This window comes from Bradyrhizobium sp. WSM2793 (assembly GCF_000379585.1).
Classification (GTDB): Bacteria; Pseudomonadota; Alphaproteobacteria; order Rhizobiales; family Xanthobacteraceae; genus Bradyrhizobium.
On sequence record NZ_KB902772.1, the window covers coordinates 43,094 to 68,892 of the forward strand.

General features: G+C 64.9%; 18 protein-coding genes. 8 read left to right on the plus strand and 10 right to left on the minus strand.

Annotated elements, in window-relative coordinates:
* The first annotated feature begins 72 nt into the window (after window positions 1–72).
* A complete protein-coding gene (locus A3AS_RS0107390) occupies window positions 73–1,098 on the plus strand; it encodes a histone deacetylase family protein (RefSeq protein WP_018316958.1) in 1,026 nt (341 codons plus the stop codon).
* Window positions 1,099–1,230: 132 nt separating this feature from the next.
* Here A3AS_RS0107390 and A3AS_RS0107395 read toward each other — a convergent pair whose 3' ends face one another.
* The 4 genes from A3AS_RS0107395 to A3AS_RS0107410 all read right to left on the minus strand — a co-directional run bounded on the left by A3AS_RS0107395 (window position 1,231) and on the right by A3AS_RS0107410 (window position 9,942).
* Window positions 1,231–2,211 carry an LLM class flavin-dependent oxidoreductase gene (locus tag A3AS_RS0107395; protein WP_018316959.1) on the minus strand — a complete coding sequence of 327 codons (981 nt, stop codon included), beginning with the start codon at window positions 2,209–2,211 and terminating at the stop codon, window positions 1,231–1,233.
* Window positions 2,208–2,939 carry a 4'-phosphopantetheinyl transferase superfamily protein gene (locus A3AS_RS0107400; protein ID WP_018316960.1) on the minus strand — a complete coding sequence of 244 codons (732 nt, stop codon included), beginning with the start codon at window positions 2,937–2,939 and terminating at the stop codon, window positions 2,208–2,210. Before A3AS_RS0107400 ends, A3AS_RS0107395 begins: the two co-directional genes overlap by 4 nt.
* Window positions 2,940–3,173: 234 nt before the next feature.
* A complete protein-coding gene (locus A3AS_RS48190; protein ID WP_018316961.1) occupies window positions 3,174–3,350 on the minus strand; it encodes a hypothetical protein in 177 nt (58 codons plus the stop codon).
* A gap of 139 nt (window positions 3,351–3,489) precedes the next feature.
* A complete protein-coding gene (locus tag A3AS_RS0107410; RefSeq protein ID WP_018316962.1) occupies window positions 3,490–9,942 on the minus strand; it encodes a non-ribosomal peptide synthetase in 6,453 nt (2,150 codons plus the stop codon).
* 142 nt (window positions 9,943–10,084) lie between these two features.
* Between A3AS_RS0107410 and A3AS_RS0107415 the strand changes: the two genes are divergently transcribed.
* From A3AS_RS0107415 to A3AS_RS0107435, 5 genes are all read left to right on the plus strand, one after another.
* Entirely contained in the window at window positions 10,085–13,546 is a 3,462-nt protein-coding gene (locus tag A3AS_RS0107415; protein WP_018316963.1) for an AAA family ATPase, read from the plus strand.
* A gap of 1 nt (window position 13,547) precedes the next feature.
* The gene (locus A3AS_RS0107420) at window positions 13,548–14,339 is read left to right on the plus strand and encodes a protein-L-isoaspartate O-methyltransferase (protein ID WP_026201762.1); all 792 of its coding nucleotides are present in this window, start codon (window positions 13,548–13,550) and stop codon (window positions 14,337–14,339) included.
* A gap of 96 nt (window positions 14,340–14,435) precedes the next feature.
* Window positions 14,436–14,816, plus strand: a complete 381-nt coding sequence (locus A3AS_RS0107425) for a hypothetical protein (protein WP_049814814.1) — start codon at window positions 14,436–14,438, stop codon at window positions 14,814–14,816.
* Window positions 14,816–15,286, plus strand: a complete 471-nt coding sequence (locus A3AS_RS0107430) for a DUF6036 family nucleotidyltransferase (RefSeq protein WP_018316966.1) — start codon at window positions 14,816–14,818, stop codon at window positions 15,284–15,286. Before A3AS_RS0107425 ends, A3AS_RS0107430 begins: the two co-directional genes overlap by 1 nt.
* A 223-nt stretch (window positions 15,287–15,509) precedes the next feature.
* Entirely contained in the window at window positions 15,510–16,460 is a 951-nt protein-coding gene (locus A3AS_RS0107435) for a DUF6492 family protein (RefSeq protein WP_018316967.1), read from the plus strand.
* A 10-nt stretch (window positions 16,461–16,470) separates the two neighbouring features.
* On the opposite strand, the gene A3AS_RS0107440 is transcribed toward A3AS_RS0107435, so the two are convergent.
* Window positions 16,471–17,538 (minus strand): endo-1,4-beta-xylanase, encoded by a 1,068-nt coding sequence (locus A3AS_RS0107440; RefSeq protein WP_018316968.1) that lies wholly within the window; start codon window positions 17,536–17,538, stop codon window positions 16,471–16,473.
* A gap of 332 nt (window positions 17,539–17,870) precedes the next feature.
* On the opposite strand from A3AS_RS0107440, the gene A3AS_RS0107445 reads away from it, so the two are divergent.
* Both A3AS_RS0107445 and A3AS_RS0107450 read left to right on the plus strand, forming a co-directional pair.
* Window positions 17,871–19,307 carry a lipopolysaccharide biosynthesis protein gene (locus A3AS_RS0107445; RefSeq protein ID WP_018316969.1) on the plus strand — a complete coding sequence of 479 codons (1,437 nt, stop codon included), beginning with the start codon at window positions 17,871–17,873 and terminating at the stop codon, window positions 19,305–19,307.
* Window positions 19,308–19,548: 241 nt separating this feature from the next.
* On the plus strand, window positions 19,549–21,105 hold the full coding sequence (locus A3AS_RS0107450) for a L,D-transpeptidase (protein WP_026201763.1): 1,557 nt from the start codon (window positions 19,549–19,551) through the stop codon (window positions 21,103–21,105).
* A gap of 31 nt (window positions 21,106–21,136) precedes the next feature.
* On the opposite strand, the gene A3AS_RS0107455 is transcribed toward A3AS_RS0107450, so the two are convergent.
* From A3AS_RS0107455 to A3AS_RS0107475, 5 genes are all read right to left on the minus strand, one after another.
* Window positions 21,137–21,949 carry a class I SAM-dependent methyltransferase gene (locus A3AS_RS0107455; RefSeq protein WP_018316971.1) on the minus strand — a complete coding sequence of 271 codons (813 nt, stop codon included), beginning with the start codon at window positions 21,947–21,949 and terminating at the stop codon, window positions 21,137–21,139.
* Between the two features lie 82 nt (window positions 21,950–22,031).
* Window positions 22,032–22,571: a VOC family protein gene (locus tag A3AS_RS0107460; protein ID WP_018316972.1), complete on the minus strand. Its 540-nt coding sequence runs from the start codon at window positions 22,569–22,571 to the stop codon at window positions 22,032–22,034.
* Window positions 22,572–22,596: 25 nt separating this feature from the next.
* Window positions 22,597–23,565 (minus strand): tripartite tricarboxylate transporter substrate binding protein, encoded by a 969-nt coding sequence (locus A3AS_RS0107465; RefSeq protein ID WP_018316973.1) that lies wholly within the window; start codon window positions 23,563–23,565, stop codon window positions 22,597–22,599.
* 11 nt (window positions 23,566–23,576) lie between these two features.
* Window positions 23,577–24,470 (minus strand): MBL fold metallo-hydrolase, encoded by an 894-nt coding sequence (locus A3AS_RS0107470; RefSeq protein ID WP_018316974.1) that lies wholly within the window; start codon window positions 24,468–24,470, stop codon window positions 23,577–23,579.
* A 3-nt stretch (window positions 24,471–24,473) separates the two neighbouring features.
* Window positions 24,474–25,676 (minus strand): ABC transporter substrate-binding protein, encoded by a 1,203-nt coding sequence (locus A3AS_RS0107475; protein WP_018316975.1) that lies wholly within the window; start codon window positions 25,674–25,676, stop codon window positions 24,474–24,476.
* Between the last annotated feature and the right edge of the window lie 123 nt (window positions 25,677–25,799).

Consider the following 25,799-nt stretch of genomic DNA (forward strand, 5'->3'; position numbering starts at 1 on the left):
CATTCTTCTTGCTTGCATCTGGCCGCCGCAGCGATCAAGACGTCTGTGAGCACGCGACCACGGAGTGTTTGAGTGAAAGCCGTCCATACTGAACTGCACCGCAGCCACGATCCGCAATTCTTCCTGGTTCGCGGCGTCGTCAAACGCACTACCGAGCAGCCGGAGCGCGCCGACCGCCTGCTGAAGGGGTTGAAGGACGGCAAGCATCAATTGGTCGAGCCGACCACATTCGGGCAGGGGCCTCGCGCGCGCATCCACAGTCCGGAATATCTGTCGTTCCTGAGCGAAGCCTGGGACGCCTGGACCGCGCTCGGCGATTCCGGCCCCGAAATGATCGGCAACATCCATCCGGTGCGCCACGCTGCGACCTACCCGACCCACATCGTCGGCAAACTCGGCTGGCACACCGCCGACACCGCAGCGCCGATCGGTCCGGGCACCTGGGCTGCGGCCTGTGCCGCGACCGACGTTGCGGTCACCGCTGCGCAGATGGTGATGGACGGCGAGGATGCTGTCTATGCGCTCTGCCGTCCGCCCGGCCATCACGCCTATCGCGACATGGCCGGCGGCTTCTGCTTCCTCAACAACAGCGCGATCGCCGCGGCGCATCTGCGGCAGAAGCACGAGCGCGTCGTGATCCTCGACGTCGACGTCCATCACGGCAACGGCACGCAAGGCATCTTCTACGCCCGGCCCGACGTCTACACGGTGTCGATCCACGCCGATCCCATCGCCTACTATCCCTATGTGTGGGGCTATGCCCATGAGCGCGGCGAGGGACCCGGCCTCGGCACCAATCTCAACATTCCCCTCGCCATCGGCACCGGTGATGAGGGCTACATCCAGGCGATGGACGTCGCGCGCAAGGCGATCGAGTCCTTTGCCCCCGGTGCCCTCGTGATCGCGCTCGGCCTGGACGCCTCCGAGCACGATCCGCTCAAGGGATTGGCCGTCACCACGCCCGGCTTCCGGCGCATCGGCCAGGCCATCGCCAGGATGGGCCTGCCGACCGTGTTCGTGCAAGAGGGCGGTTATCTCTCGGATATTCTGGGCGCGAACCTGACCTCGGTGCTGGCCGGATTTGAAGAGGCGCGGTGAGGTTCGCCGAATAGACCGCCATCCTCCGTCAGTGCGAGCGAAGCGAAGCAATCCAGAATCTTTCCGCGGCAACAGTCTGGATTGCTTCGTCGCAAGGGCTCCTCGCAATGACGATGTGGAGGCACAGGATCCTCAAAACATCCCGCTCGCCGCGAGCGCCTTGCAGACGTGCTGCATCTCGGCCTCGTCGGCGACCATGTCGAGCATGACAGTGGTGAGCCCCTTGGCCGCAAAGTCCTTCAGCTTCGCGCCGATCTCCCGGTAGCTGCCGACGAGATAGGGGCAGTCGGCCTGGAAGGTCAGGAACGGCAGCAGCCAGTAGCCATTGTCCCCGAGTTCGCCGCTCTGGCCGGCATAGAGGTGCCGCTTCCACACGGAATCGGTGTTCTCCATGGTGAGCACGAGAAGCTCGCGATCGTCAGGGTTGTCGCGGAAACGCAGCTTCGCGGCCTGCCGCGCCTCCTCGCGCCCCTCGCGGGCGAAGATGCCGAAATTCATGCCTGATACGTTGAGGTCGCGATCGAGATCCGGCGGCAGCATCTGCATCTTGATGCAGCCGGTCTCCTTCGCCACGCGCTGGGCCGCCTCGGATTGGCCTGCGATCAGGAATTCGGGCATCAGCTCCGCCGGCAGGCGCGGGCGAAGCTGCAGATGGTGCGCACGGTAGAAGCGGCCCTCGAAATTCACCGGCCGCGGGCTCGCCAGCAACTGCCGCATCAGCCCCACGAATTCGCCGAGCCTGATATAGCGGTCGGCATGCGACTGGTCGTCGCCCAGCCCCTGCAAGTCGCTGACCGCGGTCCCCGTGATCATGTTGAGATAGACCTTGCGGCCGTGAAGCTGCGCCAGGGACGAGACGAATTTCGCCGCCGTGAACGGGTGCATGTAGACCGGATTGACGGCGATCAGCGGCGAAGATCGCGTCGTCGCAGCCATGACGTGCTGGGCCATGGCCCAGGGCTCGACGAACACGTCGTTGCCTTCGAACAGCAATATGCCTTCGAATCCGTTGCGGTCGGCGAACTGCGCCACCCGCATCAGCTCGCCGACATATTTTCCGGCGTCGCGGTTGCGTGAAATCGCGGGAAAGACGCGCAGCCGCGGCTGCGTCATTCAGCCGCTTCCTGGAGCGGCCAGGCATTGCGACTGATGGGAAGGCCACCGTCCGCACGGGAGCCGTCGGCGATCGCGAGGCGATGCGAGGGCGAGGGCGAGCACAGCGAGAACCGCCAGCCGTCGGGATCGTCGGCGATATCGGGCTTGAAGCTGATCTCGATGGCCTCGCGCGAGACCTGCATCGCGAAGGCGTCGAGCGGCAGATTGAGCCCAAATCCCCTGGCCTTCAGATAGGCCTCCTTGAGCGTCCAATAGTCGAAGAAGCGCTCGGTCGCCGCAGGCTCGGGCAGTCCGCGCAGCGTTTCGACCTCCTCCGGCGCAAAGAAGCGAAGCGCGGTGGACAGCGGCGCCACCCGCCGCGACACGGTTTCGACGTCGACGCCGACGGACTCATGTCTCGACACGACGCAGGCGACGCAGCCGTCGGCATGAGACAGGCTGAAATGCAGCGCGCTCGAGGTCGCGGGTGCTGCGACAAACGGCCGCCCATAGCGGCCGGCTGCAAAGGACCAGTCGGACGGCGCGACGTTGGAGGCGATCTGCGACAGCGCCAGGCGCAGCATCGCATGTGCGAAAATATACTGCCGCCGATGCCGCTCGAACATGAAGCGATCGGCCCGGACCCGTTCGTCGACCGAGAGCAGCCGTCGACAGGCCTCGACCGCGCCCGGCGCGTCGATGGACTCGATCAGTCCGACAAAGAGTTCAATTCTGTCGTCCGCCATCAATTGGGCCTTTTGCGTCAGGCCGAAGGCAGATCCCCGGTCCCGACGGAAGAAACAACTGAGCAAGAATCAATCAAGCGGACCGCTTCTAGCGGTCCACCCGGGCGAATTCTTGTCGATTTGCAGGCCGGTTTACAGGCGCAAGCTTGTGCGAGACCCCAACTCGACACGCGAGCGGCCCATCCCCGAAAAGTGAAGCCCTAAAGATTCGTACGGCGTCCCGGCCGACGAATCTTACTTCTTCTTCTTCTTCTTCTTGGCTTTCTTCGAGCCGCCAAGCACCGAAAGGCTGGCGTCGACGTCCTTCAGCGCGGACTGGAGCTTCTTCTTCTCGGCACCGAGCAGCTTCTGGAGGGCCTTGCGGTCCTTGTCGCTCAACGACGTGCCCTTTGTAAATTTGATGAAACCCATAACACTCCCCCGGTGGAAAATAATCGTCCAAATCAAAACGCGGGAATAATCTTGCGCGACGGCGCCAAATAATCAAGATGCAACTTGGTCATGCACAGCTTTGACGAGTGAACCCGTATTAGTCCGCGATGTCATCCGCTCACGCCGCGTTGCGCGCGAGTAATCGGTCGAGCGGCGTGTTGGGCTGGGCGACGGCGGCCCCCAGCAGCGCAACGAGATCCTCCATCCACGCCCCGACCCTGCGGCCGTCGAGTAGCTCAAGCTTGTAATTGCATGAGCCGGTGATGCCGGTCGGGCGCTCCTTGAGCATCAGCGACAGCCAGGTCTGGTCGATCGGCAGCACCGGCTGGCCTTCGCGTGCGATGTTGCCGATCGATCCTGTCGCGAGGTCCGGGAGATCGAGCGGCTGGCGCAGCGGATTTTGCAGCGTGAAATAGACCTGGAGCAGCGAGGCCGGATCGATCCCCTCCCGCTCCAGATGGTCGGCCAGGATGTTGAAGGGCAGCTCTTGCCGCGCATGTGCGTCGAGCACGCTCTGGCGTACCCGCGCTAGCGCCCGCGTGAACGAGAGCTCCGGCGTGATTTTGGTGCGGACGATCACCGTGTTCTCGAACGGGCCGACGATTCGGTCGGTGTCCGGCTGGGCGCGATTGGCCATGGCGGTCGCGATAGAGATGTCGGTGCGACCCGTCCGGGCCAGCAGCAGGGCCTTCAGACCGGTGAGCAGGCACATGAACAGCGTGCCATTGTGCCGGCCGGCGAACACCGTGAGTCGGCTGATCAGCTCACGATCCAGATTCACCGGATGATGCCCGGTCGACGCGCCCGGGCTTGATTCGCCGTCGAAAACGGACACCGCGCCGCGCAAATTCTCCGTCCAGTCGGCCGCCTGCCGGCGGGCGGCGTCCGTACCGCACCACCATCGCTGCCAGCGTGCGACGTCCGAAAAGGCCGGGGGCGGCTTCGGTAGCGGTACCGACTGATATCCGGCCAGCGCCGCATAGCGGCTGGACAATTCCTCGAACAGCACGCCGATCGACCAGCCGTCGACAATGGCATGATGCAGCGTCAGCAGCAGCACATGTTCGTCGTCATGGAGCCGCAACAGCCGGGCGCGGAGTAGCGGCGCGCGCGTCGTGTCGATGGGCGTAGAAGTCTCCTGTTGGATCAGAAGCTCGATCTTCCGGAGCTCCAGCGCCTTGCGCCGTTTGTTGGCGTGGGGATGACCGTCGCCGATCGTCTCGATGGTCAGGACACGGCCGAGGGTGCCGGGTGCGGCGATGCGGCTGACGGGCTCCTCGCCGTTCCAGCCGAACGCGGTCCGCAGCGATTCGTGCCGGCGCACGACGTCCTCGATCGCCTGTGCCAGGGCGGCCGCATCGAGCGGACCCTGCAGACGGAACGCGAAGGGCAGGTTGAACAGCGGCAACCCCGGGAGGTTCTGCTCGATCCGCAGCATCTGGTCCTGCGCGATCGAGAGCGTTGGTCCGCCGCTGTCGGTCAGGCTCGCTTTGGCCGGGCTTGTCACGCTTGCGGCAGGCTTGCGCGGCGTCGCCGCCATGGCCTGGTCGACCCGCCGGGCAAGCCCTTCGATCGTCGGTGCCTCGAAGATGGTCTTGATCGGCAGCGACACGCCGAGCGCGCGGGCGATACGCGCCATCGCCTGGCCCGCCAGCAGCGAATGGCCGCCAAGGTCGAAGAAATTGTCAGTGACACCCAGGCTTTCCACCTTGAGCAGGTCGATCCAGATGTCGGACAGCACCTTTTCAGTAAAGCGCCGCGCCGGCACGGGCGCGTCCGGTCCGGGCGCCTCCTGCTGCGTCGGCGCCAGCAGTGCGGACCGGTCGATCTTGCCATGGGCATTGAGCGGCACGTGATCCAGGAACAGGAATGCGGACGGGATGGCGTGGCCCGGCAACCGGCTCTTCAGGAATTCGCGCAGCTCGCTGGCGCTGATCCGGCTGTCGGGCTTTGCGACGATATGGGCGATCAGCCTGACGTCGCCGCTCGCCTCGCGGCGCGGCTCGACGATGCCGGTCCGCACGCCCGGATGGTCGGCCAGCGCGTTCTCGATCTCCTTGAGCTCGATACGGTAGCCGCGGACCTTGATCTGATGGTCGGCGCGGCCGAGGCATTCGATCGTCCCGTCGGCACGGCGGCGGGCAAGATCGCCGGTGCGGTAAAGCCGACTGCCTGGCTGGCGCGAGAACGGATCGGGCAGGAAGCGCTGCCGGCTCTGCGCGGGATCGTTGACATAGCCGCGGCCGATTCCGGCGCCGCCGATGCAGAGCTCGCCGGTCACGCCGACCGGCTGCGGCTGGAGGTTGGCGTCGAGCACGTAGAGGTGGGTGTTCGGCAGCGGCGCGCCGACCGGAACGTTGCTCGTCGCGCTCGCCGGCGCTTTGGTCAGGCGATGCAGGGAGACGTCGTCGGAACATTCCGACGCGCCATAGGCGTTGATCAGCGGCACCTTTGGGCAACGGGCGAACCAGGCCTGGCAAAGCTCGACGGGCAGCGGCTCGCCAGTCGAGATCAGCAGCCGCAATCTCGCAAAGGCGCGCCGGACCTGCGCCTCGTTCATCCGTTCGACGATGACGCGCAAAAGCGACGGGACGATCTCGAGCACCGTGATGCCTTCGCGTTCGATCTCCCGCGCCAGCAGGATCGGGTCCTGCACGATCGCGTTGTCGCAGACATGCACGCGCGCGCCGACCATCGGCCCCGCCAGGAACTGCCAAACCGATATGACAAAGCTCTGCGGCGCGGTCTGCGCAATCACGTCCCTAGCGGAGAGGCCGAGCTCGGCAATCAGCGAGGCCAGATGGTTCGACAGGCCCCGCTGCTCGATCATGACGCCCTTCGACGCGCCGGAGGAGCCGGACGTATAGATGAGATAGGCGAGGCCGGAGGCTGTACGCCGTACGGCGCGGGCCGGCTTGGTCGATCCCGAGGCGATCGTATCTTCGAGTTCGGCCACCGGGATGCGCTCGACCAGCGGTTCGAGCAGCGCGCCGACCATGGGTGACCGCGCGCGGCCGGTTAGCAGCATGCGGGCGCAGCTCGATCCGAGAATGGTCGTGAGCCGCGCCGGCGGCTGATCGGGATCGAGATTGAGGAAGGCCGCGCCCGCGCGCTGCACGCCGATCATCGCGGCGAGTAGGTCGGGGCCGCGATCGGCAAGCAAGGCCACCACGCTCTCGGCACCGACGCCTTCGCGCACCAGCCAGCGCGCAACCGACCGGCTGCGGCGCGCCAGCTCGCGATAGCTCAGGGAGGTGTGTCCATCCGTCACCGCGATGGCGTTCGGCGTCGTCCTGGCCTGACGGTCGAAGCGTTCACTTACATTGCCGCTTGTGATGAAATTGGCCGGCGCGCCCCGGCCTGTCGTCAGCAATTGCCGGCGCTCGGCCTCGTTGAGGAGCGGCAGGCGCGAGATGCGCTGCTCCGGATTGGCGATGACGGCCTTCAGCAGAGACTTGAACTGTGCCGCCATGCCGTCGATCGTCGCGGCGTCGAACAGATCGGTGGCGTATTCGAAGAAGCCGGTGAAGCGGCCGTCGGCCTCGACCAGCTCGAGCGTGATGTCGAAGCGCGCCACTTTCGGATCGATCTCCAGCCGCCGCGTCGAGAGGCCGGGAAAGCGGGCCGCCTCGATCGAGGCGTTCTGGAGGATGAACATGATCCGGAACAGCGGATTGCCGTCACTGCGGCGTGCGATCTGCAATGCGCGCAACACCTCCTCGATCGCAAGGTCCTGGTTGCGGTAGGCATCGAGCGTGACCTGCCGGACCCGCCGCAACATCTCGCTGAAGCTCGGGTCGCCGCTAAAATCGTTGCGCAGGATCAGGGTGTTGGCAAACAGCCCGATCAGGCGCTCGCTCTCGATCTGGTTGCGATTGGCGATCAGCGATCCCGTCGCGACGTCCTCATGCCCGGTGTGGCGGTACAGCAGGCATTGGAAGACCGCAAGCAGCGTCATGAAGGGCGTGACGCCCTGGTTCTGGCTCAAGGTGCGAAGCTCGGCCGACAGCGTCCTGGAGAATTCGAGATAGTGGCGGGCGCCGTGACCGCTCCAGACCTCCGGCCTTGGCCGGTCGGTCCGCAGCGGCAGCGTGGTGACGCCGTCGAGCTGGCCTCGCCAATAGTCGAGCTGGTCCTTGGCTGCTGGCGTCTGCGCCCAGCTCTGCTGCCAGAGCGCGAAGTCGCGATATTGAAAAGCGGGCAAAGGCAATGCCGCCACGCTCTTCTTGTGAGCGGCGGCGTAGTGGGCGGCAAGCTCCTCCCAGAACAGGCGTTGCGACCAGCCGTCGGTGACGAGGTGATGGACATTGACCACCAGCGCATGGCTCGTCTTGTCGAACGACAGCAGGGTGACTTTCAGCGGCGGCTCGTGCGCCAGATCGAACTTGTATTGCGCGAGCTTGAGCGCCTCGCGCCTGATCACTGCGGTCCGCTTGTCGGCAGGACAGGGCTTGAGCTTGACCCGCTTGAGCCGCGGCGGCGATTGCAGCACGAGCTGCGCCGGCTCGCCCCGTCGTTCGCCGACGACCGAGCGCAGCGCCTCGTGGCGTGCGCTGATCGCGGCAAGGCTCGCCTGAAGCGCGGCGACGTCGATCTGGCCCTTGAGCACCGCGACTTCGACGACGTTGTAATTGTAGCGCGTCGGATCGAGCCGCGAGAGCACGTACATCCTCTGCTGCTGGAACGAGAGCAGCGCGTCTGCTTCCATCGCCTGCCGCCAGGCCGGTAGTGTCGCCCCGGGCCGGCTTGCGGCGGTGTCGATCCGGGCTGCAAGCGCGACGACCGTGGCGCAATCGAAGATGTCCTCGAATGAGAAGTCGACGTTGAAGCGTTCGCGCAGGCGAGAGCGCATCTGCGTCACTGCGAGCGAATCCGCGCCGAGCGCGAAGACGTCCTGATCGATTCCGACCTGCGGCAGCTCCAACAGGCCGGCCCAGATCGCGGCGAGTTGTGTCTCCAGCGCGTTGCGCGGCAGCCGTGCCTCGTCGCCGTTCTCCGGCTTGGCGATCAGTTCGGCCAGCGCGTTGCGCTTGACCTTGCCGCTGCCGCCTTTCGGCAGGGCTACCACGCTGCGGATCAAGCTCGGCACCTTGTAGGCCGCGAGCCGTTTGCGCGCGAACTGGCGCAGCTGATCCGAGGTCGCCTCCGCATCCGGTCGCAGCACCACGACGGCGGCGACGTTCTCGCCGAGCTTTTCGTGCGGGACGGCGAACACGCCGGCCTCCAGCACCGCCGGATGGCTGAGCAGGACCTCTTCCACCTCCAGCGGCGAGATCTTCTGTCCGCCGCGATTGATGACGTCCTTGATGCGGCCGACGATGAAGAGATAGCCGTCCGCGTCGAGATAGCCGAGATCGCCGGTCCGGAACCAGCCGTCGCGGAAGGCGGCCTGTGTCGCCGCCTCGTCGTTGCAATAGCCGCGGCTCATGTTCGGTCCGCGCAGCATGATCTCGCCACGCTCGCCGCTCGCAAGCGCGCGGCCCGTCTCGTCCATGATCGCGATCTCGGGGCCGGCGGCGCGCCCGACCGATCCGAACTTGCGTTGCTCGAACGGATTGGCCGCGATCTGCGAGGCCGCTTCGGTCATGCCGTAGGTCTCGAGCACGGGAACGCCGAACGTCACCTCCAGTCCTTGGAGGATCGTGGGCGCGAGCGAGGCCGAGGCCGAGCGGATCACGCGCAGCGACGACGATCGGGCGCGGTCCGGGTCGGATTCCGCCGCCGTCAGCAGCGCGCGATGGATGGTCGGCACCGCCGTGTACCAGGTCGGCTGCAGCTCCCGCATCCAGCCGAAGAAGGACGGTGCATCGAAACCGTCGGTGCAGATCACGCTGGAGCCCGCGGCCAGCGCCGTCAAAAGGCCGGAGATCAGGCCATGGGCGTGAAACAGCGGCAGGACGTTGAGCAGGCGATCGCGGGACGAAAGCGACAGCACGTGGCCGGCATTGTAGGCAGACAGGCATACATTGCGATGCGTCAGCGGTACCATTTTCGGCCGCGCCGCCGTGCCTGACGTCAACAGGATGAACGCATCGTCGTCGCCGCGCGAGGCGCCGCCGGTCGCCGCCGGCCTGACCGTCGGACCGATGAATTTGCCGCCGCCCAGATTGTCTTGCGGTCCCGGCACGAAATCGATCACCGCCATATCGAGTGCCTTGGCGACGTCGCGGCTTGCCGAGTTCATGTCGGCCCGGGTCACGAGCGCGGTCAGCTTCAGTTCGCTGAAATAGCGCTGCAGCTCGTCCGCGGTCAGATCGGGATTGACGGGGACGCAGGCGCCGCTCGAGGCAACCGCGATCAGCGCCAGCGCGCTGTCGGCGCCGCGCGGCAGCGCAACCGCAATCCGGTCGGCAGAGGTGATGCCGAGCCGGCGCAGCGTGCCGACGAGATCCTGCGTCACCTCGCCAAGCGCGCCGTAGTTGAGGACGGGCCGACCCGGGGCGAGGAGGGCGGGCGCCTTCGGCGTCTTGCGGGCGTAGAAATCGAGCAGGCCGCCGATATGGACGAATGTCTTCGTTTCGGCCGCGGTGCCGCTTGATTCCTCCGGGGCTGGGAGTGTGACGTCCGACAATTCCGTTCCCTTTTGATCCGATTGAGCTATTCTTCCAAGAAGTCAGGGAACGCGTCCAGTCTGAGGTGAAGTTTTGGCCCCAAAATCTGTGGTTGAGGGGCCCTAAGCCCTTCGACGGAATTATGGTCGGGCAGAAATCACCATGCTGGAGAATGGGCCGGACACGGGAAGGGAAGGCGAGCTGAAGCGCTGGCTCGAGGGCGTCGGCCTCGGCCACTACACCGATCTCTTCGTACAGCACCGTCTCGATCTCGACGTCATGGGTGACCTGACCGAATCCGATCTGGTCGAGCTCGGATTGCCGCTCGGCGATCGCAAGCGGCTGCAGCGGGCGATGGCGGCGCTGTTCCAGGCGGAAACGGCCGAGGCGCCCGCGACAATGGTGCCGCCAACGCGCACGGAGGTCGGCGCTGAACGGCGTCAGCTCACCACCATGTTCTGTGACATGGTGGATTCCACCTCGCTGTCCGTGCAGTTCGATCCGGAAGACGTCCGCGACATGATCGCGAGCTTCCGCGAAACCTGCGTCCGTGTGGTCAAGCATTACGAGGGCTTTGCCGCCCGTTTCGTCGGCGATGGTATCCTCGTCTATTTCGGCTATCCGACCGCGCATGAGGACGATGCCGAACGCGCGGTGCGCGCCGGGCTCGAGATCGTGCGGCTGCTATCGAGCGCACGCGCGACCGAGCTGCGCGGTGGGCTCAGCCACTCACCCGCCGTCCGCATCGGGATCGCGACCGGCCTCGTCGTGGTCGGCGATCTCGTCGGGCAGGGCACCGAAGAGCGCGACTCTGCGGTCGGAGAAACCGTCAATCTCGCCGCGCGCCTGCAGGGCCTCGCGCCGCCCAACGGCGTGGTGATTTCCTCATCGACCCAGTCGCTGTTGAAGGGGAAGTTCGACTACCGCAATCTCGGGGTCCATGCCTTGAAGGGGATATCCGAGAAGACGCAGGCCTGGCACGTGGTGCGCGCCTCGCGGGTGGAGACCCGATTTGCCGCCGCCATGGGCACGCGGCTGACGCCGCTCGTCAACCGCGAGGAGGAGATCGCGCTGTTGATGGGCCGCTGGGAGCAGGCCAAGGATGGTGACGGCCAGGTCGTGGTCAAGTTCGGCGAGCCCGGCATCGGCAAGTCGCGCATCATCCAGGAAATCTTCGAGCGGATATCGGGCGACCGGCATGGACAGGTCTCGTTCCAGTGCTCGCCCTATTACACGTCCACCGCGTTCTATCCGTTCGCCGAGCAGCTCAAATTCTACCTCGGCCTCGACCGCGAGGATGCGTCCGCGCTGTCGCTGGCGGGCCTGGAGAGCGCGATCGCCGCCGCTCATGGCGACATCGAGCAGGTCACGCCGCTGTTTGCCGCGCTGTTGTCGATACCGACCGGCGACCGCTATCCACGGCTCGAGCTGTCGCCGCAGCAGCAGAAGGATGCGACCGTCGGGGCGCTGGTCAATCACTTCCTCGGCCTTGCGCGCGAGATGCCGCTGGTGATCGCGTTCGAGGATTTGCACTGGATCGACCCGACCTCGCGCGAGGTGATCGACCTCCTGGTCGACCGGGTGCAGAACCGGCCGATCCTGGTCATCATCACCGCGCGGTCCGAATTCCAGCCGAGCTGGAACGCGCATTCGCACATCACGACGCTGGTGCTGAACCGCCTGAGCCGGCAGCTGCGCGCCACGCTGGTGGAGCGCGTCGCCGGCAGAGAGCTGCCCAAGGAGGTCGTCGAGGAGATCATCGTCAAGACCGACGGCGTGCCGCTGTTCCTGGAGGAGCTGACCAAGACGGTCCTCGAATCCAACCTGCTGACCGAGCGGCAAGGGCGCTACGTGCTGTCGGGCCCGTGGCGGCAGCTCGCGATCCCGGCAACCCTGACCGACTCGCTGATGGCGCGGCTGGACCGGATGGGGCCGTTCAAGCGGATCGCGCAGATCGGCGCCACCATCGGCCGCGAGTTTTCCTACGAGACGCTGCACGCGGTCGCCAATACGCCGGCGGAACAGATCGAGGCGGCGCTCAATCATCTGGAGCAGGCCGGGCTGATCATGCGCCGCGGTCTTCCGCCCGATGCGCTCTATTCCTTCAAGCACGTCATGATCCAGAACGCCGCGCATGCGAGCCTGCTGCACAGCGAGCGGCGCAAGCTGCATTCACGGATCGCCCAGGTGCTTGCCGAGATGTATCCGGAGAAGACCGAGCGCGAACCGGAGCTGCTCGCCCATCACATGACCGAATCCGGCCAGAGCGAGGGCGCCGCGAGCTTCTGGCTCAAGGCCGGCAAGCAGGCGGCAAAGACCGGCGCCAATCTGGAGGCGATCGGCCATCTGCGCCGCGGCCTCAGCGTCGTGCAGGCCAATGCGCGGATGCAGGGCGCCGACGAAATGGAGCTCGAGCTGCGCATTGCGCTCGGCAACGCGCTGATTGCCGCCAAGGGCTACGCGGTCCAGGAGGTCGAGGAGAACTACATCCGCGCGCTCGAGCTCGGCCAGCAGCTTGACGACGACGAAAAGATCTTTGCCGCCACCCGCGGGCTCTGGGTCTGTCACTTCATCCGCGCCGATCTCACCCGCGCGCACGATCTCAGCGTCGAGCTGTTGAAATTCGCCAAGCGCGAGCGGCTCAACGAGCGGGCACAGCCGGCGCAGCAGACCGGCTATCTGATCGAGGCGCACCGCTCGATCGCGATGACCATGCTCTATCGCGGCCGCTTTGCCGCTTCCCAACATCATCTGCACCGCTGCATCAATCTCTATAGCCCGGATCTCCACTCCGATCTGATGGAGCGGCATGGCATCGATCCCGGCGTCGTCTCGCTGTCCTATCTCGGCTACCTCCTGTGGTTCCTCGGCCGCCCCGACGCGGCGCGCCAGCACAGCGAGCAGGCGATCGCGAATGCCGAGAAGATCCGCCATCCTTTCACGCTCGCCTTCGCGCTCGTGTTCGGTGCGTATCTCTGCCAGCACTTGCGCGACGTCGAGGGCACGCGCGACCATGCCAACCGCGCCATGATCATCGCCACCGAGCATAATTTTCTGCATTGGAAGCAGCAGGCGGCGATCCTGCGCGGCTGGGCGCTGGCGCAACTCGGCGAGGCCGATGAAGGCCTCAGCCAGATGCGCTTCGGCCTCGACGAGTACGAGGCGATGGATTCCTGGCTCGCCGGCTGCTGGTTCCGCTGCCTGCTTGCGGAGGCCTACGCCAAGGTCGGGATGCGCGAGGCCGCCTTGCGCGCGCTCGATGGTGCGCTCGCGACCGCGCGGCGGACCGGCGATCATTCCTATCTCGCCGAAGTCTATCGCCTGCAGGGCGAGATCACGCTGTCGGACGGCGACCCGGCCTCGGCACAGGAGGCCGGTGATCTGTTCGCGCTGTCGCTGGAGATCGCGCGCAAGCAGGGCGCGTTGTCCTGGGAGCTTCGCACCGCCGTCAGCCTCGCGCACCTGTCACATCAAGCCGGCAGGCGCGAGCACGCGCGTCTGCTGCTCGTGCCCGTTGTCGGCAAGTTCAGCGAGGGTTTTTACACGCCGGACCTGAAGCAGGCGGTGCAGCTCGTCAACGAGCTCGGTGCGGACGCGCCGGTCCGCGAACGCGCCGACCCCTGACATGAGCGATCTTGCCGCCGCGCGTGCGCGCTATGTGGAGAGGATTGCAAAGCGCGAGCGGATTGCCTCAAAGCGCCTGCTCGAAGCGCTCGCCGCCATCCCGCGCGAAAACTTTCTGCCGAGAGGGCCCTGGCGGATCAAGAGTGAAGCGGCGCGCAGCTATCGGTTGACGCCAGATGGCGATCCCGTCCATCTCTATGACAACGTGCTGGTCGCAATCGACGCGCGCCGCAAGCTCGACACCGGGCTGCCCAGCCTGTGGGCGCATTTCATCGATTTGCTCGACATCAAGGAGAAGGACCGCGTGGTCCAGATCGGCTGCGGGCTCGGTTATTTCTCGGCGGTGTTGTCGAAGATCGTGGGACCCAAGGGCAGGGTGATCGCCATCGAATGCGACGAGCGTCTGGCGCGCCGCGCTGCAGGTTTCCTTCAGACTTATCATAACGTCGAGGTGGTCCATGGCGACGGATGTGAGGAGATCCGCGAACCGGCTGACGTGATCATCATCCACGCCGGCTTCTCGCATCCGCATCCGCTCTGGCTGGAGGCGCTTCGGCCGCGCGGCCGCCTGTTGGTGCCGCTGACCCAGCGGGACCGTGAAGGCGCCGCCCTCAAGATCACGCGCAGGGGCGGGGGGTTCGAAGCCGAGGCGGTGCAGCAGATCCGGATCTTCCCCGGCCAGGGCCGTGGTGTGACCGCGCTCGACGACCGTGTCGCCGACTGGTGGCAGCGCGCCGCGGCTCTGGCGCCGCTGCGCTTTCGCGGGATCGAGCAGGGACTGCCCTCGGATTAGGGCTTGCCGGAATCGAGGTGGCAACTATCTGGAAGTTATGCTCTTTTTTGTTTCGCGTTGGTTGTCTATATTCTGGTCCGGTCCACGGACAAGCAGATGAGTGACGGATTGAACGAAGGCGTGGTTGGCGACACCGCTAAGCTGATGATGCATCGGCTGATCGCGCGGAGACTTCGTCGTGACCCAACTTTGGTGGACAAGGCCAAGGCAGCTCACACGCGTCAGGCCGACCAATTCACCGACTGGCCATTCGTGCAGGAATGGCAGGAATTGTTGGCGCTTCCGACCGGAGAGTTGGCGGTGAAACTGATCAGTCGCGATCGCGAGATGGTCAGATTGCGCAATTCGTCGCCGTTCTTTCTAACCGATGGCATTCATTTCGGCGATTACGACACGAGGATCCGGCTACGGAGGGCTGCGAGAAGAATCGTCGAGCGCGGCTTGAGCACTCAACTCGCTTCTGCTCGAGGCCTGTGATGCCTGGTGGCCCCTTCCGCGATTTCGAGGATTTGCTCAGAGTGGTGAGGGCACTTGCCTTGGAGTTCAAGACGGACACCGTGTTCATCGTTGGTAGCCAGGCGATTCTGGCTTCCATGTCGGACGCGCCGGAGGCGGCGACGGAATCGCCGGAAATCGATGCGTTTCCAGCAAACGCGAAAGTCTGGGAAATGACGGAGGCCAAGCGCACGCGTGACGGTGTGCAGCCTATTGCGTCTGAGCACATCGATGGTCTTTTCGGATCTGAAAGCCACTTTCACCGAACACATGGTTTCTACATCGACGGCGTGGATGAGACGACGGCCAAGCTTCCGAGAGGCTGGCGGCACCGCGCCGTTACAGTGCAGACCGAAGTCGAAGGACGGACGGTAATTGGCGTGGCGCCTGCGCCGGAAGACCTCGTCGTGTCCAAAATCGCCAGACAAGCGGTTCGTTGGCGCGATCCATGAGACGCATCCGTTGGACCTGGAGTTGATCGAACGGAGAATCCGAGAAACCGACCTTGATCCGGCTATTGCGGAGCGAGCGGTCGCCTACATCAGAAGCCTGAAATCCAAAAGCTAGATTTCCCGTGTCGCGCTCCATTTCGCTTTACCTTGATTCGGGTTGAGAGTTTCCAGTCTCTATCCGCGCCGCTATGAGTACGGCCTGATGGCCATTTGAGCGCGCTCCATGCATTCCGTTGCCCTGCTGACCGCCAGCTATGCCAAGGATATCGAACGCTTTTCGCTGCTCAGCGAGAGCATCGACACCTGGCTCTCGGGATACACGCGGCATTATGTTCTCGTTAACGATGAAGACGTGCCGCTGTTCGAGCGCTTCGCCTCCGACAAGCGGGTCATCGTTCCGGCCTCGCGCTATTTGCCGAAATGGCTGTTTGCGCTGCCGCCGGCGCTCCAGTTCATCAGCAAGCGCCGCGTCTGGCTGTCGCTGCTGTCCTCGCCGGTGCATGGCTGGCACATCCAGCAGATCCTGAAGATCGCCGGCGTCCTCAATGCGCCCGAGCAGCGCGTCTGCATCCTGGATTCGGACAATCTGTTCTTCCGCGAATTCGACGTCGGCCAATATGCCGGGGCTGAGAAGACGCCTCTGTTCGTCACGCCGAAGGACATCCGCGCTGACCACCCGCTGCACGGATTGTGGCTGCGCACCGTCGATCAGCTTCTCGGTATCAAGGATCGCTCGTTTCCCGCCGACGATTATGTCGGCAATGCGCTGGTCTGGGACAAGGACACCGCGCGCGCGATGACCGCCGCCATCAAGTCGGCGACCGGCTTGAACTGGGTTCTGGCGCTGTGCCGGAAGAAGAAGTTCTCGGAATATCTGATGTATGGCCATTTCGTCGCGAACTCGCCCGCGTATCTCGCCGCCCACCGGGTCACCGAAGACAGCATCGCGGTCTCGCATTGGGATGACACGCCGCTCGACCGCCCGGCGATCGAAGCGCTGATGCGTGCCGCTTCGCCCGGGCAGGTCGCGCTCTGCATCCAGTCCTATTCCTCGACCTCGGTCGAGGACATCCGCGACGTGTTCCGCCTCAGCTCGCGCGATCGCCGGGCTCCGAGCCTGTCTCCCGAAGATATGGGTGACGCGGCCGAGTTCGAGGTGAAGACGCGCAGCTAAGCTCGCGCGTTCAAACGTCCTTTGTGAACTTGCTGATCACGTCCATGAATGGCTTCGGCTTGAACTCGCCGTCGAGCGGCAGCGGCCGGTTCGGCTGCTTGTCCGCGCGGGCGAAGGTGCCGTTGATCCAGCTGTAGCGATCCGAGAGGCCCCAGGTCAGGATCGACCGCACCGGGCCGCTGGTTGAAATGGCCGTCAGCAGATCGTCGACGCGTTTGGCGACGATGGCGTCGCGCTCGGCCGGATTGCCCGTCAGCTTCTGGTCGTCGACGTCGAGTTCGGTGACATACACCTCGAGTCCCCACGAGCGCAGCTCGGTGACGAACTCGGCGAGCCCATGGGTATCGATCTCGAGCTCGGCGTGCAGATGCGATTGCAGTCCGACGGCGTGCAGCGGAACACCCTGGTCGAGCAGGTCCATGATCAAATTGCGATAAGCCGCGCGCTTGGCAATGAACGAGTCCTTGGCCGACTCGATATCATATTCGTTGATCGCGAGCTTGACGAACGGATCGGCCGCAGCGGCCGTGCGGAACGCCAGCGGAATCCAACTCTGGCCGAGATGCTGCGTCCAGAACGTGTCGCGCCGGTCCTTTGTGCTGCGGGGATTGTCAGGGATCGGCTCGTTGACGACGTCCCACGACGTCAGCTTGTCCTTGTAATAGGAGACGACGGTGCCGATGTGGTCGACATAGGCGCGCTCGACGCCGCGTGTGTCCTTGATCTGCTTGGCCCAGTCCGGAATGTCGTGATACCAGGCCAGCGCGTGGCCGCGCATCGTCAGATCGTTGTCCCGCGCAAAATCCAGAATCGCGTCGGCGCGCTCGAAATTGAACGTGTGCGCATTCGGCCGCAGCATCGGCCATTTCAGCTCGAGCACCGGGACGACCTGGGTGCAATAGGTGCTGATGGCTTCGCCGAGCCTGGGATCGGCCTGCAGGTCCCAGAGCGTGGCCGCTGCGCCGAACCCCGGATGGCGCTGCGCAAGTTTCGACGCCGGTGCCGCCGACGCGGATGCGCCCGCCGCGAGGGCTGCGGCGCTGCCGAGGAGAAATTCGCGTCTGTCGAGCCTGGTCACGGCCGTCCTTTTCGAACCAACGCACCATCGTACCAAGCGGCGCCCGGCGACGCCGGGGTTTCGCCTTGTTGGGTTAACCTCTGCCGCCTGGAAGTCATGGTTCCTTTTCGTGATCGCGCCTTGCCGTTCAGGGAAGGGCAAATTTAACGCTAACGCGCGAAAGCGGCTCCCAGGCTTCATTCGCCGCCCGATCTGCAGACTTATGTGACACTCTTGAGCGATGCTGCGGCGCATTCGTTTGCCCCGCCAAAGGCCCCATTTAAGGCCCCATTCAAGGCCCCATTGATGAACGGCCGCCACACTCGCAAGACCGCTGCCGGTCCCGTGCTCGCATGCTGAACCGACATTTTTCGATTTATCTCGTCGCCTACATCCTGCCTGCGGCGGTGGGCTTCTTCGCGGTCACGGCCTATACGCGGCTGCTGACGCCGGCAGAGTACGGCGTCTATGTCGTCGGCATCAGCCTCGCCGGCATTCTGGGCGCGATCTTCTTCGCCTGGATCAAGCTGTCGGTGTCGCGTTATCAGGCGATGTCGGCGGAGGTTGATTTTCGCGGCACGGCGATGGTGGCTTTCGGGCTCACCGTCGCGGTGCTCTGCGCCACGACGCCGCTGGTCTTCGTGTTCCGCAGCGACCTCAGTGTCGAGCTGCTGCTCGCCAGCATGTTCGTCGCGGTCATGGCCAATGCCGTCGATGTCGGCCAGGAGTTCGAGCGCGCCAAGTTGCGTCCCTACCGGTTTGCCGCGATCTCGATCGTGCGCAGCGTGTCGAGCGTCGGCTTCGGCCTCCTCGGCATCTGGCTCGGCTGGGGTGGATTGGGGCTGCTTGCCGCGTTTGGTCTGGGGTCGCTCACTGGCATCATCCTGAACCTCGTCGGCGACCGCACCAAAATCGCCCGCTTTGAGCGCAGCCAGTTCATGCAGCTCGCGCGTTACGGTCTGCCGCTGACGCTGGCCGGGCTCTCCGTTGCAGTCTATTCGGCCTGCGACCGCCTGATTGTCGCGTATCTGCTCGGCAAGGACGCCGCCGGCATCTTCGGCGTTGCCGCCGACCTGCCGCGCCAGTTCATGGTCATGATCGCATCCAGCGTTGCCGCGGCCACCGTGCCGCTGGTGTTCCGGTCGTTGTCGGAGAATAGCAAGGAGGCGACACGGGAGCGGCTGACCGAGAGCCTCGAGCTTCTGCTCGTCGTCGTCACCCCCGTTGCGATCTGGCTCGCGCTTGCAGCGGATCAGGTTGCCGGCACGCTCGTCGGCATCGACTTCCGCGCCGGCGTGTCGGCGCTGCTGCCGACCCTGGTGCTCGCCCGCTTCTTCGGTATCGCCAATCAGTTCTACGTCCAGATCAGCTTCCAGCTTGCCGAGCGGCCCTTCATGCTGGCGGCGCAGTCCTTTCTCACGCTGGTGGTCAGCGTGGTCCTGATGTTCGCGCTGGTCGCCGGCTACGGCATCTACGGCGCCGCGCTTGCGACGCTTGCGACCGAGGCGCTCGGTTTCGTCGTCGCCGTCGTCCTGATGCATCGCGCCCACCCGGTCCCGTTCGACCTCGGCCGCCTCGCCGGTATTGCGGCCTCCGCAGCGGCGATGGCGGCTGCAATCCTGGCGGCGCGGTCGCAAGCGGGCGGCACCGGCTTCGTCTCGCTCCTCATCGTCAGCCTCGCCGGCGGCCTTGCCTATGTCGGAGCGGCCTGGCTGCTCAACGTCGCCAATGTCCGGACGTTGTCGCTGCGCTTCCTGCGAGGCTTCAACCGTAAGGCTCTGGGCGTCTGACGGGCGTGTCCTCGCCGGCACAGCCGGACATTCTGCCGCAGTGACTGCCACCCGGTTCGGACCACCCCCGGCTGCAACCGACCTTCCGCCGGCTCGGGCCGTCATATATGAGGGATTTGTCGCCGGACCGGGCCGAATATCGCCACAGACGGAACGTATGGCGGCTGCGATTTCTTAATTGAATGACCGCAATCTGATACATGATCGGCACGAGCGGGCCGGCATTTCGACCGAGGATGGCATGAAAAACCGACTGACGACGGCGCAACCCACCAAGGCGATGCGGCGTCGGTTGCCTCCCGGAATCGTGACATTGGCGGCAATTGCGGTCCTGGCGTCGGTCGCGCCGGCCGGTGCGGCCAAGCAGGCGCGGCAGCCGGCCGAGGCGGTGGCGCAGCGCCAGGCCGGCGATCCCATCATGGCGATCGTGTCGATCAAGAGCCAGCAGGTCACGTTCTACGATTCAGAGGGCTGGATCCTGCGCGCGCCGGTGTCGACCGGCACCACGGGACGCGAGACGCCGGCCGGCGTCTTCGCCGTCGTCGAGAAGGACAAGGACCACCGCTCGACCATGTATGACGACGCCTGGATGCCGAACATGCAGCGCATCACCTGGAACGGCATCGCGCTGCATGGCGGACCGCTGCCCGGCTATGCCGCCTCGCACGGCTGCGTGCGCATGCCCTTCGGCTTTGCCGAGAACCTGTTCGACAAGACCTATATCGGGATGCGCGTGATCATCTCGCCACACGACACGGTCCCGACCGATATCGCTCACCCCACGCTGTTCGTACCGAAGCCGGAAGCGATCGCGGCAGCGCCCAGGCTGGCCGACAAGCTCTCCGTCGAGGCCGACGAGGCCACAAGGGCTGCCGACGAGGCCAAGAAGACTGCGTCCGCCGCCGCCAAGGAAGCTGCGTCGCTTCCTGCCGCGCTGCGCAAGCTGGAACAGCAGAAGGCCCGCGCTGACGCCGAGCTCGCCTTCGCCGACAAGACGCTCGCGAATGCCAAGAACGATCAGGCCCGCGCCAAGGCCGAGGAGTTGAAGCAGAAGGCGGCGACCAAGGCCGCCGACGCGGCGACGCAGCTCGACGCCGCCAAGGCCGCCGCGCAGCCGAAGCGCGATGCCGTGGCCGCGACGAAGGACGCCGCGAAGGCCACCGCGGCCAGGAAGGCCGACGCCGTGAAGGCTGCGACCGACGCGAAGCTCGCGGGTGAGCCGGTCTCGGTCTACATCAGCCGCTCGACACAGAAGCTCTACGTGCGGCGAAACACGCACAAGCCAGCCCCCGATGGCGGCGGCGAAGTGTTCGACACCAGCATCGAGGTTCCCGTCACGATCCGAAATCCCGAGCAGCCGATCGGCACGCATATCTTCACGGCGATGGCGAAGTCCGCTACGGGCTTGCGCTGGAGCGTGGTCACGATCGAAAACGGCGATGAGGCCCGCAATGCGCTCGACCGCATCACCATCCCACAGGACGTCTGGGATCGCATCGGGCCAACTGCATTGCCGCGTTCTTCCATCATCATCTCGGACGAGCCGCTGAGCAGCGAAACCAATTACCGGACTGAATTCGTCGCGGTGCTGAGCGACCAGCCGCAAGGCGGCTTCATCACGCGCAAGCCGACCGCTCCTGCCATGATCGCCAGCGATGACGGCTGGGACAATGGAGGTAACGGCTTCGGCTTCTTCTACCAACGTGACCCCTATGTACAGCCGGCCAATCCGCGCCGGCAGCGCGGCCAGTACCAATATTATCAATCGACGGAGCCGATGCAGCGGAGCTGGTGGTAGGACGCAGGATAGCCGCCCGGGCGGCCTGCAGTTACGGGCGGGCTTCGATCACCACAGCCTGAATCTTGCCTTCTACCGGTCCGGCGCCGTGACGCGTCCGGATCGCCTCGGCAACGATGTCGGTCGCAGCCTGAAGCTTGCTGGCATCCCTTGCCTCGATCTCGCTGCGCAGCGGCGTGCCCTGGCAAAGGGCGAGCGCGACATATTCGGGCGATGGCGCGCGGCTTGTTTCAGCTCGCGTCTCGATCGAGATGTCGCGGAAGCCGGCTCGTTCGAGCTCGGTTCTGATGATGGCCTTGTCGTGATAGCCGTGGGGCGTGCGGACCATGAAGCGCGGCGGGTCGTCGGGAAACAGCTTTCCGAGCGCGACCGTCGCTTCATGCGTCAGCACATTGTCCTCGATCCGATCCCAGACGTTGAACACGAACGCGCCGTCCGGCTTCAGGACGCGCTTCACTTCCGTGTAAGCTTTGGTGCGGTCCGGAAAGAACATCGCGCCGAACTGGCAGCAGACCACGTCGAACTCGGCATCACCAAAGGGCAGGGCCATGCCGTCCGCCTGGCGCCAGCTGATGCGATCATCGTCCTTCTGACGCTGCGCGGCGACTGCGAGCATGGGCTCGTTGAGATCGGTGGCTACGTAACGGATGCCGCGCGGCAGCGCCGCCGCCACGGCGCGCGTCACTGCGCCGGTGCCCGCGGCGATCTCGAGCAGCACGGAAGGAGAGCGGGCGGCGATCCGTCTTGCGATGTCCTCGGCATAGACGGAGAAGATCATCGGGACGAGATACTCGTCGTAGATTTTCGGAATCGAGCCGGCGAAAACCTTGTCAGTGTCGGACATGCTTGCCTCGCTGAAGGTTCGGACACCTGGCTTATGTACCATGGTTTGTCCGCCAACGCGCCTGCCCAGCCGGCGAAAGCTCCTACGATTTCCCGCCACCGACCTCGCGGATCGGCCGGGTGCCGTCCCAGCTCAACGCCGCCTGTCGGACACGCTCGAAGAACGGTCCCTTGGTGCCGCTGATGTCCGAGATCTCGATCACCGTGCCCGGATGGTCCTGCGTGTCGAAATAGGCAAAGCGCCCCTTCTCGCCGCCGATCTGGCCCTCATGGCCAATCCTGTAGCCGAGCCCGATCGCCTTATCGTAGAGCGCCTGATAGTTGTGGCTCCAGTACGACATGTGCTGGAGGCCTTCGTGCCCGGCGTCGAGGAATTCCTTGTACAGCGAGGGCGCGTCGTTGCGCTGCTGGATCAGCTCGATCTGGAGCTCGCCGGAATTGGCCAGCGCGATGCTCATCTCCACGGCGGAGTCCTCGCCGCGATGGCGAAACCAGTCGGTCTTGACGCGGTCCATGTAGTACCAGGGGCCGACCCCCATCACCTCGATCCAATGCTTCATCGCAGCGTGGATGTCCCGCACCACATATCCGTTCTGGCGCACCGCGCCGAAGATGCGGCTCATGCCCGCGCTCCTGTCCTTTGCCTATTCACTTGACCTCAATGCCTGCGTCCTTGGCAACCTGCTTCCAGGCCGCGATGTCGCGCGCGTTGAGATCGCGCTGCTCGTCGCCGGGGACGAATTGCGGCGTGATGCCGAGTGCCAGCAGCTTCTGCTTCACCACCTCGTCACCGAGCGCGTCCTTCAGGGCCGCCGAAAGCTTCTGTGCGACCGGCGGAGCGACGCCCGCCGGCGCATACATCGCCCAGGACAGACTGCGATCGAACGGCACCCCCTGCTCCCCGTAGCTGGCGACATCCGGCTGGCTCGGCGAACGCTCGCCGCAAGCGGCCAGCGCCTTGATCGAACCGTCCTTCACCAGCGGCGTTGCCGTCGCCACGTCGAGCGTTGCAAGGGAGATGTGGCCGCCGAGCAGGTCGCCGGCGAGTTTTGCGATGCCGTTGAACGGCACGTGGTCCATCTTGATGCCGGCCTGCTGCATCAGGATCTCCGCGCAGAATTGCCCGGTCGAGCCGACACCCCAGCTGCCGTACTGGATCGGCTCGCCCTTCTTGGCCAGCGCCACTAGGCCCTTGATGTCGTTGGCGGCAAAATTCCTGGTGGCGACCAGCATGATCGAGGAGGTGCCGACGCGGCCGATGGTCGTGAAATCCTTGATCGGATCGTAGGGCAGTTTTGGATAGATCGCGGGAGCCAGCACATGCGTGGTCATGCCGCCGACGGTGATGGTGTAGCCGTCATTCGCAGATGTCGCGACCATCTGCGTGCCGAGCGTGCCGGCCGCACCGGTGTGGTTCTCGATGTAGATGCTCTGTCCGAGCGTCTTGCCCATCCTGTCCGCAAGCAGCCGGCCGACCACGTCACCGCCGCCGCCGGCCGCGTAGGGCAGCAACATCCGGATCTTGCGGGTCGGGTAGGCGGCGGGATCTTCGGCTCGTGCCGGCAGGGCCGCCGACAGCAATGCTAGAAACGAAAGCGTGATGGTGCGCAGCTTCATGATGTTTCCCCCTAATTCTCGAAATGAAATCTGTAGGCATCGCCGTGCCTGACCACGCGTCCCGCGGTCGGTGCCGGAAAATGGCCGGTGAGCAGATAGCTCGGCGTATCCGCAAGCTCTTCCAGCAGCGCCATGCGCGTTGCGACCGCCGCAGCCGGATCGACGTCGGCGGCATTCGATAGCCACGGCGCCGCGCACTGGATCGGATGATGGATGACGTCGCCGGACATCACCGCGTGATCGTGGCCGCCGTTGAGGTGGATCTGCATGTTGCCGGCGGTGTGCCCAGGTGCCGGCGCAAAGCGCAAGGTCGCGTCGTGATCGCTAAATAGGTGATGATCGGTCTCGACGAATTCGGCAAGGCCGGCCGCCACTACCGGCAGCACGGAATCCTCAAACGAGCCGTGGTTCACTGGGCTCCTCGGCGCCGCATTGTGCGCGGCTTCGAAGTGGCGATATTCGGCGCGGCCCATCAGATAGCGCGCATTGGGGAAGGTCGGCACCCAGCGGCCGTCGATCAGCCGCGTGTTCCAGCCGACATGATCGACATGCAGGTGCGTGCACATCACGAAGTCGACCTGTTCGGGTGCAACGCCCAGCGCCTGCAGGTTCTCGAGATAAGGCTGGTCGAGGTTGTTCCACGCCGGCACGCGGGGCCGCTTCTTGTGATTGCCGCAGCAGGTGTCGACGATCGCGGTCCAGCGCGGTGTTCGGACCAGATAGGAGTGATGGCTGAGGATGAACCGGCCGGTCTCCGGCTCGATGTAGCGATGATCGAGCCAGCTCCGGTTCTCCGCGATCACCGCGTCGGTGACGTTGGCGAACAGCCAGCTCTTGTCGAAGGCAAGCGAAGGGATCTCGCTGACGAGATCGACCCACATGCCGCCGATCTTGACCTGCCGCATCGATCAGTTCTTCAGGAGATCGCCGAACGGCACCCAGCGCGTGCCGTCGAAACGAATCAGCTGGAGGCTCGTCATCGGCGTAAAGCGCTCGGGCGAGTTGTTCACCGCGGTGCCGTTGATCAGCATCGGCAGCTTCACGTCCTTCATGGTCGTCGCCTGCTTCATCACGTTGGCGCGGGTGAGATCGTTGCCGGAGGCCTTCAGCACCGTCACCAACGTCTGCGCGATGGTGTAGCCGTAGACGTTGAGCCAGTCGCTTTTGTTGGCGTCCGGCATGTACTTGTCCATGAAGGCGAGCCACTCCCGGTAGCCGGCGTCATCCTTGTTGGCCGGGTCGGTGGCGTCCTTCAGATACTGGCTGGAGATGACGCCGGTGGAATTGTCCTTGCCGGCCGGCTCCAGCACGCCGCTGATCGAGGCCGAGACGTTGGAGATGATGGTGACCGGCTTCCAGCCGATCTCGCCGATCTTGCGGATCGCCTGCGCCGCGAATTTCGGCGTCGCCGCGACCAGCACCACGTCGGCACCGGCGGTTTTCAACTGCAGAATCTGTGTGTCCACGGTCGGCCCCGAGGTCTCGTAAGCGGCGCGCGTTACAATGGCCTCGCCGCTGCCAAGGCCTTCCTCCAGCGCCTTCAGGTAATCCTTGCCGAGGTCGTCGTTCTGGTAGAGCACGCCGATCTTCGCATTGGCGTGGCTTGCCTTGATGAACCTGGCGTAGGCGATCGCCTCGTCGCGATAGGTCGGCTGCCAGCCGACTGTCCACGGAAAGTTCTTGGGATCGTCCCACTTCGCCGCGCCCGAACCCAGAAAGAGCTGCGGCACCTTGCGGTCGTTGAGATATTTGTGCACGGCGCTGTTGGTCGGCGTGCCAACGCCGCCGAAGATCAGCAGCACCTCCTCGCTCTCGACCAGCCGCCGGGTCTGCTCCACCGTCTTCGGCGGGCTATAGGCGTCGTCGGCGATGATCATCTGGATGCGCCGGCCGTTGACGCCGCCGTCGTCGTTCACCTTGCGGAAATAGGCCTCCGCCGATTTCGCGATCTGAGCGAAGGCCGAGACCGGGCCGCTCAGTGGCGCGGTGGTGCCGATCCTGATGGTCCTGTCGTCGGCGCCGGGATCGTATTTGCTTTGGGCAGAGGCGGCGCTGCTTGCGAACAGCGGCAACAGGATGCAGGCCGCACGAAGGCGGGCAAAGCGCGCCATGACGTCGTCTCCCCAAAATTGCTCTCCGCCTCTCGAGGGCGGAGTTGAAACGCGAGAACAGCGCCCGCAAGCGGACTTGCGGCCGCGACCGTTGCCGCCAGATTGGCGAAACGAACGATCGTT

Coding starts and splice junctions, on each gene's coding strand:
- A3AS_RS0107465 (WP_018316973.1), bottom strand. CDS start 23,565: ATGAAGCTGCGCACCATCACGCTTTCGTTTCTAGCATTGCTGTCGGCG.
- A3AS_RS0107400 (WP_018316960.1), bottom strand. CDS start 2,939: ATGGCGGACGACAGAATTGAACTCTTTGTCGGACTGATCGAGTCCATC.
- A3AS_RS0107460 (WP_018316972.1), bottom strand. CDS start 22,571: ATGAGCCGCATCTTCGGCGCGGTGCGCCAGAACGGATATGTGGTGCGG.
- A3AS_RS0107415 (WP_018316963.1), top strand. CDS start 10,085: ATGCTGGAGAATGGGCCGGACACGGGAAGGGAAGGCGAGCTGAAGCGC.
- A3AS_RS0107435 (WP_018316967.1), top strand. CDS start 15,510: ATGCATTCCGTTGCCCTGCTGACCGCCAGCTATGCCAAGGATATCGAA.
- A3AS_RS0107445 (WP_018316969.1), top strand. CDS start 17,871: ATGCTGAACCGACATTTTTCGATTTATCTCGTCGCCTACATCCTGCCT.
- A3AS_RS0107395 (WP_018316959.1), bottom strand. CDS start 2,211: ATGACGCAGCCGCGGCTGCGCGTCTTTCCCGCGATTTCACGCAACCGC.
- A3AS_RS0107475 (WP_018316975.1), bottom strand. CDS start 25,676: ATGGCGCGCTTTGCCCGCCTTCGTGCGGCCTGCATCCTGTTGCCGCTG.
- A3AS_RS0107455 (WP_018316971.1), bottom strand. CDS start 21,949: ATGTCCGACACTGACAAGGTTTTCGCCGGCTCGATTCCGAAAATCTAC.
- A3AS_RS0107430 (WP_018316966.1), top strand. CDS start 14,816: ATGCCTGGTGGCCCCTTCCGCGATTTCGAGGATTTGCTCAGAGTGGTG.
- A3AS_RS0107420 (WP_026201762.1), top strand. CDS start 13,548: ATGAGCGATCTTGCCGCCGCGCGTGCGCGCTATGTGGAGAGGATTGCA.
- A3AS_RS0107470 (WP_018316974.1), bottom strand. CDS start 24,470: ATGCGGCAGGTCAAGATCGGCGGCATGTGGGTCGATCTCGTCAGCGAG.
- A3AS_RS0107425 (WP_049814814.1), top strand. CDS start 14,436: ATGAGTGACGGATTGAACGAAGGCGTGGTTGGCGACACCGCTAAGCTG.
- A3AS_RS48190 (WP_018316961.1), bottom strand. CDS start 3,350: ATGGGTTTCATCAAATTTACAAAGGGCACGTCGTTGAGCGACAAGGAC.
- A3AS_RS0107450 (WP_026201763.1), top strand. CDS start 19,549: ATGAAAAACCGACTGACGACGGCGCAACCCACCAAGGCGATGCGGCGT.